Origin of the sequence: Arthrospira sp. PCC 8006, from assembly GCF_046480465.1 — a bacterium.
Lineage (GTDB): Bacteria > Cyanobacteriota > Cyanobacteriia > Cyanobacteriales > Microcoleaceae > Limnospira > Limnospira platensis.
On sequence record NZ_PKGG01000194.1, the window covers coordinates 1 to 10,418 of the forward strand.

At 42.2% G+C, this 10,418-nt stretch carries 9 protein-coding genes and 3 pseudogenes; 8 read left to right on the top strand and 4 right to left on the bottom strand.

Features of this window, described 5'->3' with window-relative positions:
* A pseudogene (locus tag B9T16_RS21485) lies at nucleotides 1-716 on the top strand (hypothetical protein); the annotation flags it as partial.
* A gap of 58 nt (nucleotides 717-774) precedes the next feature.
* Here B9T16_RS21485 and B9T16_RS21490 read toward each other — a convergent pair.
* The 4 genes from B9T16_RS21490 to B9T16_RS21505 all read right to left on the bottom strand — a co-directional run bounded on the left by B9T16_RS21490 (nucleotide 775) and on the right by B9T16_RS21505 (nucleotide 4,536).
* Nucleotides 775-1,116, bottom strand: coding sequence for a hypothetical protein (locus tag B9T16_RS21490; RefSeq protein ID WP_410245711.1), 342 nt, complete (start codon nucleotides 1,114-1,116; stop codon nucleotides 775-777).
* 228 nt (nucleotides 1,117-1,344) lie between these two features.
* Nucleotides 1,345-2,871 carry a ferredoxin:protochlorophyllide reductase (ATP-dependent) subunit B gene (gene bchB / locus B9T16_RS21495; protein WP_410245712.1) on the bottom strand — a complete coding sequence of 509 codons (1,527 nt, stop codon included), beginning with the start codon at nucleotides 2,869-2,871 and terminating at the stop codon, nucleotides 1,345-1,347.
* Nucleotides 2,872-3,190: 319 nt separating this feature from the next.
* A complete protein-coding gene (locus tag B9T16_RS21500) occupies nucleotides 3,191-4,204 on the bottom strand; it encodes a GGDEF domain-containing protein (RefSeq protein WP_234933364.1) in 1,014 nt (337 codons plus the stop codon).
* A 47-nt stretch (nucleotides 4,205-4,251) separates the two neighbouring features.
* Complete coding sequence (locus B9T16_RS21505; protein ID WP_006618248.1) at nucleotides 4,252-4,536, bottom strand: hypothetical protein; 285 nt, start codon at nucleotides 4,534-4,536, stop codon at nucleotides 4,252-4,254.
* A gap of 211 nt (nucleotides 4,537-4,747) precedes the next feature.
* Between B9T16_RS21505 and B9T16_RS21510 the strand changes: the two genes are divergently transcribed.
* The 7 genes and pseudogenes from B9T16_RS21510 to B9T16_RS21540 all read left to right on the top strand — a co-directional run.
* Nucleotides 4,748-5,356: a low-complexity tail membrane protein gene (locus B9T16_RS21510; RefSeq protein WP_152088698.1), complete on the top strand. Its 609-nt coding sequence runs from the start codon at nucleotides 4,748-4,750 to the stop codon at nucleotides 5,354-5,356.
* A gap of 169 nt (nucleotides 5,357-5,525) precedes the next feature.
* Complete coding sequence (locus B9T16_RS21515) at nucleotides 5,526-5,741, top strand: hypothetical protein (protein WP_014276423.1); 216 nt, start codon at nucleotides 5,526-5,528, stop codon at nucleotides 5,739-5,741.
* Nucleotides 5,742-5,905: 164 nt separating this feature from the next.
* Nucleotides 5,906-6,763 carry a circadian clock protein KaiA gene (locus B9T16_RS21520; RefSeq protein WP_410245713.1) on the top strand — a complete coding sequence of 286 codons (858 nt, stop codon included), beginning with the start codon at nucleotides 5,906-5,908 and terminating at the stop codon, nucleotides 6,761-6,763.
* Nucleotides 6,764-6,859: 96 nt separating this feature from the next.
* The gene (gene kaiB, locus B9T16_RS21525) at nucleotides 6,860-7,174 is read left to right on the top strand and encodes a circadian clock protein KaiB (RefSeq protein WP_006618253.1); all 315 of its coding nucleotides are present in this window, start codon (nucleotides 6,860-6,862) and stop codon (nucleotides 7,172-7,174) included.
* Between the two features lie 385 nt (nucleotides 7,175-7,559).
* Nucleotides 7,560-9,113: a circadian clock protein KaiC gene (kaiC, locus tag B9T16_RS21530; protein WP_006618254.1), complete on the top strand. Its 1,554-nt coding sequence runs from the start codon at nucleotides 7,560-7,562 to the stop codon at nucleotides 9,111-9,113.
* 791 nt (nucleotides 9,114-9,904) lie between these two features.
* Nucleotides 9,905-10,009: pseudogene (locus tag B9T16_RS21535) on the top strand (reverse transcriptase N-terminal domain-containing protein); the annotation flags it as partial.
* Between the two features lie 87 nt (nucleotides 10,010-10,096).
* Nucleotides 10,097-10,175 (top strand): annotated as a pseudogene (locus B9T16_RS21540) (HNH endonuclease); the annotation flags it as partial.
* Nucleotides 10,176-10,418: the final 243 nt, after the last annotated feature.

A 10,418-nucleotide genomic window follows, 5' to 3' on the forward strand; every position in this document is an offset into this window, starting at 1 on the left:
ATAATATCTGGCAAAACGAAGGATGGTTAAATGCGATCGCTTTGATTTATCTTAACTGGTTAGACTATCCCCAAGCGGCGGCGGCTTACCGAGAATTACTCATAACTCAACAACAGATTGAAAACCTGCGCCAACGGGGAGAACTACCCCCGCCGCCACCACCAATAGAAAACGGAAACCCCCCACCTTCCCTATTACAATCTCTCCGAAATTTATCATTTATTTATGAGCAAATGGGGGAACTTTTAGAAGCGATCGCCACTCGTGAACAATTGGTTGAATATCATCTTAGACAGTCTAACTTAGTCCCAATTGCTGACCAAAAAATAGCGATCGCCACCAACCACGAACAACTCGGTCAATTCCAACAAGCCGGTGAAGCCTATCAACAAGCCTATCAATTTGCCATAAATATCCAACAATTTGAGAATGCTAGTATCGCCCTTGCGCGATTAGCAAAACTTTATGTTGACCAAAATCAAACTCAAACCGCCTTAGAATTATATCAAGCTCAACTACTGGTTAATCAGCGGTCATTCAATTTTTTTGCTATGATGAACACCTATGATAATATAGGAGAAATTCATCGGCAAAAGCAAGCATATTCCCAAGCATTACAAGCCTTTCAGAGAGCCTTACAACTCGCCCAACAACTCCAACATAAAGAGGATTATTTTCTCGCCAAAATTGATGAAATCAACCGCCAAATCAGATAAATAATCCCCCCCTAGCAGAGTATTTGATACCCCTTGTAAAAGTCATCAAGTCTCCCTATCAAAATCTAGTAGTTCGGGTTTTCAATAAATTACAACCCACCAAAATTGAACTTATAGACAACAAAAATGTCAATAAACTGCTAGGACGCAGTATAATTCTGGCGTGTAGAAATACCAAGATAATTCCCAGCGATAGCAGTATCCAACCCAAATTTCCAGTTTCCCTAGGAAAAGAGATCAAAGCCACCAAACCGGAAACCATCAGCAAAACACTCCCAGCCGTTGACATACTTCCGAACAAATTGAGTGAAAACCTAGTAGCGACTATGATATTCTGACCGAGAAAATAAATCCCCAATAACACTAGCGCCAATCCTACCAATGGTGTTATAATTTTCATAACTCTCCATACTCTCCATGACCTTGGTTAATTTGTGTTAATGCTAGTCTAGCATTTTCCTCATACCAATGGGAAACAGTCCTCCACCCCGGAGAGTTAGTAGGAGTTGCTTTCCGTCCGGTCAACCCCTCACATCAACTCATGAAAATTCCCCACCAGTATATCAACCTCCATATAGATTGGTTTCTGGTGAGGAATGTAACCTAGGGGGAATTGGCTGATATATTACTAAGCACCAACGGACTCTTTAGCCGCATACATCACTTCTAGGGTAATTTCTTGAAAACCACGATCGCGGGCGAATTTCTCCGTATTCCGCTTGACCTTACCCCGCACAAAACCAGGAACTTTATTTAATTCAGCCTGAGCATCTTTAGACCAACTCAAATCAGAATCAGCCGAAATTCCCTTAGTAATCACTTCCTTGGTATCATGACCTCCGAAGATTTCCAATAGGTGATCTTCCATACCCAAGGTAAAAGAATTATACACTAAATCAGCCATCTGATTAGTTCCCTCATAGCCTAAAAATGGCTTATATCCAATGGGGAAATTTTGGATATGAATAGGCGCAGCAATGACACCACAAGGGATATTTAAACGCTTACCAACGTGGCGTTCCATTTGAGTGCCAAAAATAGCAGCCGGTTCAATATTAGCGATCGCATCGGCGATCGCACCATGATCATCACTAACTAAAACCTGATCACAGTATTCGCTAACTTCCTGTTTAAACCAGTCCGCATCATACTTACAATAAGTTCCAGCCAAAACCACATGAATCCCCATTTCCCGCGCCAGAATTTTAGTCATAGCCGCCGCATGGGTATTGTCCCCAAACACCACCGCTTTTTTACCAGTTAAATTCTGACAATCAATCGAACGAGAGAACCAAGCCGCCTGGGAAACATACAGAGTTTGATTATTGATATATTCTTCATAATCAACACTAGCACCCTGAGCATTAATTAACTCTTGAATTTTGCGGATACACCGCGCAGTTTCTACCACCCCCATAGGAGTTATATCAACATAAGGCGTGCCAAATTCAGCCTGTAAATATTCAGCCGTCATCATTCCCAATTCCCGATAGGGAACTAAGTTAAACCAAGCGCGAGATAGATTTTTGAGGTTATGAACTGATGCACCTTCCGGGATGACCTCATTTACCTCAATTCCCAAATCTGCCATTAACCGTTTTAATTCAGTACAATCATGTTGATTATGGAAACCTAGGGTAGACATTCCCAGAATATTAACAGAAGGTTGCGGCGTTTTTTCTTCTGGTAAATCCCCTTTTTTTCGAGCTTTTTCAGTATAGAATTGTACAATTTGTTGTAAAGTGCGATCGGCCGCCTGCAATTCATTAACCCGATAGTGATTAACATCTGCTAACATCACATCCCCTTTCGCGTCTAACTGAGCGCGTTCTACAAAATTCGCTAAGTCTTCTTGCAGAATACTAGAGGTACAGGTAGGGCTCAAAACAATTAGATCTGGGGTTTCTTCCCGATCTTTACGAACAATATTATCAACCACTTTTTCCTGGGAGCCGCGCGCTAAGACGTGGCGATCTACGATACTAGCTGTTACTGGGGTGTAGTCCCTTTCCCGTTCTAACATCGATCGCATTACATTAAAGTAATCATCCCCCAAAGGAGCGTGCATAATTGCGTGTACATTCTTAAAAGAACTAGCAATGCGGAGTGTCCCAATATGAGCAGGTCCTGCATACATCCAGTAGGCTAATTTCATACAATTTTCTCCCTTATTTATAATTACTGATCACGGGTTCTGGTGATAGTCTCAATCTGCCAATTTATCGACAGTACCGAGTAAAAACACCTATTTTCCTAGACGATACTTATGGACTCTAGTGATTCAGTCTGCCACTTAAATAACCATTTGATCATGGTATGCAATGATTCTTATATTTATTGTTGAGATTTGTAAATATTTCGGCAATTCCCTTGACAAAATTACCCAGATTATCCCACAAAAAATAATGGGTAAAATTTCTCATGCTCTATCACCTATATATCCCCCATCTGGCTCCCTAACCGTTGCTTTCTGATTAAACTAATTCGCTATAGAAGCTAAAAACCCGATTTCTCCCTAGTTGTTTGGCTTCATAAAGAGCAGCATCAGCAGCCGCAATTAAAGTTTTAATTGAGGTTAAATAAGTTGGTATTTGACTACTGACACCTAAACTGATAGATACATAGGGAGAGACTTTTGATTGAATATGAGGGAGTTGTTTATCCTGGATTGCTAGACGGATTTTTTCAGCGATCGCCTCCGCCGTTTCTAGATCAGTTTCAGGTAACACCACCGCGAACTCTTCCCCCCCATAACGAGCCACTAAAGCATTAGACTGATCAACATTTTGATTAATAATTTGGGCGACATTTTTTAAGCAATCATCCCCGGCTTGATGTCCATAATAATCATTATAGTATTTAAAGTAATCGATATCCAACATAATTAAAGATATGGGAAGTCTGACTCGATAATGTCTCTCCCATTCTACCTGTAGAAAATCATCAAATCTCCGACGGTTAGAGATTTGGGTAAGCTGATCAAGATTCACCAACATTTCCAGTTCCAGGTTGGTTTCTTGTAGCTGTGCTTCTGTCTTTTTTAACAGTTCAATTGACAATTGGTGAACATATAATTGAGCCATTAGTAATTGTTGAGTATCTAATAATCTAAAATAGCCCTGATTAATCTGTACCACTAAAGGCTCATACAGTTCTTCGGTCGAACGCTTTAAGGCTGCACCTGCGGCTTCAGCAATTAAAACATTAGCAGGTAATATTAAAGGTTGAATCCTTAAAAAACGGTACATAGACCGCAGAGGACGGGTCAAAAATAGTTCTCTACCATAGGGACGGCTGAGGGTGCGCCAGAATTGTCGCTGAGAAATTATCCCCACGAAATCATCAAAATTATACAGTATAACGCCGGGAAGACTGCCATCATTTTCAAAAATTTTAGCCAGCACATTTCCCGGTTGATTGATATCAGTTCGGATATCATACAGCCTTAAATCTTGGAGAGTAGATTCTATATGAAGGTGGTCCATCATCACAAATTATAAACGTTAACGATGATTCGCGACCTAATCCATTTAATCTAACGGATAAACCTGGGTAAAAACATTTGTACACTCAAAGCCACAGTCAAGATGATAGCGATAATAGCTCCATTCTCGATAGTAAATACACCGAACCAATGTAGCATTCCCATAGTGGTTAGTAACTGTCCTAACCAGGGGCTACCTGGACATTGAAAATCCATACCAGTGGCCGAACACTCGAAAATATTAGCCAACGCGATCACCAGAATAGCGATCGCCAAAGGAGCAATCATATAAATCAGGGAAACCCCGATCAGAATTACATTGATTTTGATCCACATTTTGCCTCTTCTCCATTATATCCCAAACTACTATCCTAGAGCGCCACTGTTACCGCCACCAATCCGATCCCACTGAATATGATATGAGTTTTCCCCTATTTGTTGTATGATCATCCTAAATAGATGCAGGTTTTGCCGACTATTTAGACAACAAACTAGATCATAGCCAAACCTGCCACCATCAACCTTCAGGAGTACAGAATAACCCATCATGCAACGGTTTAGACTCGATCCCTTTCTCTGGATTCATTTAGCCGGATTGGCAACTCTTCCCATTTGGCTAGGATTGTGCCTATTGGGATTTGCCGTGGGTTATCCTGTATTTCCTGTCACCATAGAGTTTTTACTGGTGGCAGTCCTGGGTATAGTGCCAGTGCTATGGATGCAGTGGTTTAGGCCCTTCTATATATATAGCATTTTGGCGATCGCCATTAAGCCAGAACAACTCACCACAGAACAACAGCGGATTCTCACAGGTTTTAAAACCCAACGCCATCAGGGTTTTGCCATAATTACCCCCGTTTTGCTGCTGCCGATTTTGTGGCAATTGTACCGCATTGCACCCCTAGCTACCGATGTCGCCTCCATACTTCCGAATTGGAGGATTTTGGGTTTAGCGATCGCAGCCATAGCCTTCTGCGGATGTAACCTATTTACCCAAGTGCCGATCAGTGTACTATTAGTATTTTTGACCTCCAAATCACAGCTAAATCAGCGTAATCCCCTATCACCCGATCAGATTAGCCAAGGATTTACCATAGTTGGCTGGAAAGTCGATCGCATTTTACCCATCACCCCCAACCCCGAAAAAACGTCATAGCCTCATCACTCAGATGGACCATAACCCAGATCAATTCACCAATTATGCAGAGATTAGCTTAAACTTTTGTAAAATTGTCATTATGATAAGAGATAGGTTCAGCCTGATATTATGTCTGATCCAGGCCAATCAGGTAGAGCCACCACCACTGTTTAGTTAATGTACCGTCATGGCTCACTCAACCTCAATTTTCTGGAACCCTGATGCTGCAATGAACCGCCGGGACTCTCAGATCTGGTCTGATCTCAAACAGGCGATCGCCACCAGTTCAGGGTTCAAGCGTTGGCAGCTCGATCGCAATTCTCGGGAGAATCTCCAGAATCTCAATCTTGACCAACAGGTACGCATCTATTTACGGGAAACCCTAGAAACCTTAGCCTATTAATCAAGTATCATCAACCTCAAAACACCAGTAAACCCTAGTGTAAGCGATCGGCCTACACCAACCAGAATCAATAATCAAAGGAGTAAGAGCTTCTGATTGAACAGGAACCAGAAAAGCCAGCCGCAGTACCGAGCCACCTTTGGAGTCTGCAACTGTCAATATGTATGTTTATCCCATCGATTGAGTTATCTCAGTCGGTGTCGTCCTATTTGCCAAAAGAACACTACATAATTATTAAACCCGACTCCCAAGAGGAATTTATAGAATATGTAATAGAACATAAACACCAACTTGACTGTCTCATTCTGGAGTGGTCGCCTCAGTGGCAGAGTTTAGTTAATAAACTCCAGCAAAACTTAGTTTCCATCCCCACCTTAATCATTATATCTGATGAGCAGTGCCCTGTAGTCCAGCCTAGCCTAACTGAACCCTCCGAGAATTACATACTTTCCTCAACAGAAGTCCAGTTAAAAGGTCAACAAATTCATCTAATTCAAGGATATATTGATAAAGCCATTAGCCAATTTATTACCCATGCTGTCACCACTCGTCTGACCGATGAATCATCCTCTGTAGATACCCCCACAGAGTTAACTAATTTCATTGTTCGCCAGCAGCGAAGACTCATGGACAAATTACATGAGCGACTAGGATATCTAGGTGTGTATTATAAGAGAAATCCTAAAAATTTTCTGAGAAACCTGTCCAAAGCAGATCGTCAGAAGCTGTTGGAACAGCTTAAATCTCAGTATCGCCAAATTGTTTTAAGCTATTTTGCCAACGATAAAAATTTGAATAATAAAATTGACGAATACGTTAACACAGCGTTTTTCGGGGATATTCCAGTGACTCGCATTGTTGAGATTCACATGGATTTGATGGATAATTTTTCTAAACAACTCAAACTTGAGGGACGTAGTGAAGATGTTTTACTGGACTACAGACTTACCCTGATTGACACTTTAGCTCATTTATGCGAAATGTATCGTCGTTCCATACCCCGTGAGTCATGGGGAGAATGACCAGGTAAAAATCCCTGTCAATTTCATCATCGGTCTAATGTCAAAAAAATTTCTGTTACTCCCCCAAATTTTCATCTGATATCGGTAGATATATCTATGACTCCTCTGAAGAAAACTTATGTTCTTAAACTCTACGTCGCTGGGAATACCCCTAACTCAGTTAGAGCCCTCAAAACCCTTAAAGATATCTTGGAACAAGAGTTTCAAGGGGTTTATGCTCTCAAAGTTATCGATGTTCTAAAAAATCCTCAACTAGCCGAAGAGGATAAGATTTTGGCAACACCGACTTTATCGAAAATTCTGCCACCACCAGTGAGGAAAATTATTGGCGACCTCTCCGATCGCGAAAAAGTGTTGATTGGATTAGATTTACTCTATGAAGAATTAGAAGACGACGATTATAACTTCTAGGTCAGCCATCAACCCGAATTGGCTACCGTTGCTCCCCTAACTTTCAGCTAGGGGAGACCCTTTGCTATTCTGTGGCTGTTCAGGTCTCTGTGGGAAGAGATCCCTGCCTCTCCAACTGCTCCGGCTATCCACCGAGAAGTTCCAGGTGATCATATTCCCACTAATGCAGCTCAGATTATGATAAATAACAGTTATAGCAACCCACAGGCTCAATGCAACCGGGAACAAAAAATAGCCAATTTTTGATATCTACCTTGTGGTTATTCTCGATTCCCTTAATGCAGTACAATACCAAAGCCTAGATCTATATAACCCAATTTTCAGAGATCCCGTTCATGGGGACATATAGAATACTCAGATTACAACGTTTTTCAAATCAATAATTATGGTCAATAGTAATCTCGGATCAGAACCCAATAAACGGAAATTAATTAGTGTCCAAAAAATCCGCACTATGATTGAAGGATTTGATGATATCAGTCATGGGGGAATGCCAGCAGGTCGGTCAACCTTGATCAGTGGCACTTCCGGTACAGGTAAAACTTTATTTGCCGTTCAATTTCTCTACAATGGTATCACCTATTTTGATGAACCTGGTATTTTAGTAACCTTTGAAGAGGCTCCTACTGATATTATCAAAAATGCCGCCAGTTTTGGCTGGGATTTACAGGGATTAATTGATGAGGGTAAATTATTTATTCTTGATGCCTCCCCCGACCCAGAAGGTCAAGATATCGTCGGTAACTTTGACCTGTCAGCACTCATTGAACGCATACAGTATGGGATTCGCAAATATAAAGCCAAGCGGGTTTCTATTGATTCCGTAACCGCGATTTTTCAACAATATGAAGCCGCCGGAGTCGTGCGACGGGAAATTTTCCGATTAGTGGCTCGTTTAAAGCAAGTGGGAGCTACCACCATTATGACCACCGAGCGAGAATCAGAATATGGTCCGGTCGCTCGCTTTGGTGTGGAGGAATTTGTCTCCGATAATGTCATGATTGTCCGAAATGTTTTGGAAGGAGAACGCCGTCGCCGCACCGTCGAAATTTTGAAGTTACGCGGCACTACTCACATGAAAGGAGAATATCCTTTTACGATTACTCAAAATGGGATTAGTATTTTCCCCCTCGGTGCTATGCGACTTACTCAACGGTCTTCTAATATCAGGGTTTCTTCTGGTGATAAAACTCTCGATGAAATGTGCGGCGGTGGCTTTTTTAAAGATTCCATTATTCTGGCGACTGGTGCTACGGGAACTGGTAAGACTCTGTTGGTGAGTATTTTTGTTAATAACGCCTGTCAAAGTAATGAGCGAGCTATTCTATTTGCTTATGAAGAATCACGCGCTCAATTGTTGCGAAATGCTCACTCTTGGGGACTTGATTTTGAAGCGATGGAACGTAAGGGATTACTTAAAATTATCTGTAGTTATCCTGAGTCTACAGGCTTGGAAGACCATTTGCAAATTATTCGCTCGGAAATTTCTGAGTTTAAACCTTCCCGCATTGCGATCGATTCTCTTTCGGCTTTAGCTAGGGGAGTTAGTAGTAATGCTTTTCGACAGTTTGTAATTGCTGTCACAGGATATGCTAAACAGGAGGAAATTACGGGATTTTTTACCAATACAACTGACCAGTTTATGGGTTCACACTCGATTACAGATTCCCATATTTCGACTATTACTGACACCATTCTGATGCTTCAGTATGTAGAAATTCGCGGTCAAATGTCTAGGGCTATTAATGTGTTTAAAATGCGCGGTTCTTGGCATGATAAGGGTATTCGGGAATATACTATCACCGAACATGGTCCCCATATTACTGACTCGTTTAGGGATTACGAACGCATTATTGGTGGTTCTCCTACCCGAATTTCTATTAATGAAAAAAGTGAGTTGTCTCGCATTATTGAGGGAGTTCAAGATGATCAGGATTGACGACTAAACCTTTACCGTGAACCTTTCCCTATCTTCAATGTCACGCATTACGACTCCCGTTAAGGGTGCGAGACGTTCAGGCATGAAATAGGGTTGAGATACCCGAAATAACCGCCTGGTGGGGACTTCAACCCTTTGGTTGAATATAAGGAACGCACTCCTGACCATCCCCATAACTGTTTATATGTCCCGACGCTTGGAGAAATCTAAGCAAGGCAGGGAACTCAAGGTCATAAACCAACTGAGAAATCAGGGAGTAGAGAGTAACGGCGATAGCCACCCCCAGTTTTGGGAATCATAACCCCAGGATTGAAGCGGGGAACGGAAGGCTCCGAGATACAACCTAGTATCAGAAACGAGACCACTGCCAACCATCCATGATTAGGGAGACCGAATGTCCGGCTTGAACCATCGTAAGAATCAAGTAGCGAAATAGGTTGAAACGCTGCGCTCAAAAGAGTAAGGGGAAAAGTAGGAGGCTCCTTATACTACCTACACAGACCTTTAAAGTACCCCGGTTCTGAGGACAAATCTAAAGATGGAAGGCCCATATAAACGGAACGTTTTAAGTCCTCCTGGACTCTGAGTATCTGGTCGAGGTAGTTAGTAGGGATAAGTGTAACCGCAAGTCCTAGAGGATGTGAGATATGACCAAAAGCCAACGCCCGGCTGTAATGGACGGGATATGCTAACAGGTCACGGTTTGATTGTAAGAATAGAGTCTAGTGGGTGTTTAAATGACGCAAGCGAGTTGAAAGAAAGGATTCGAGAAATCCAAACCAATCAAGACTATGAATAACGTATGGAAAGCTATCCCATGGGCTAAGGTTCAGCGGAAAGTTTTTAAGCTCCAAAAGAGGATATTTCAAGCAGCTAAATCGGGACAGGACGCGAAGGCCAGAAGGTGRCAACGTCTATTGGTGAAATCATATTATGCCCGACTCTTAGCAGTGCGACTGTAGGGGCGGGTTCCACGGTCAGCCATGCTTCCCAACAGTCAGCTTAATAAACCCGCCCCCCCAAGCGGGTCAAGGCAAAAAGACGGTTGGAGTAGATGGTGTGATAGCGTGCGAGACGTTTAGGAGTGAAATAGGGCTGCAATGCCTGAAATAACCTCCTAGTGGGACTTCCACCCCTTGGTGGAATATAAGGGATTCGCACCCCTGACCATCCCATAACTATCTATGTGTCTCAACATCTGGCTTCGACAACCAGATAAGGCAGAGAGACTCAAGGTCAAAACTGAGCGAAAAAAAAGAGGGAAAGTCATGAACCCCTTGAGTATAACGTAAGGTTGAGAGTAAC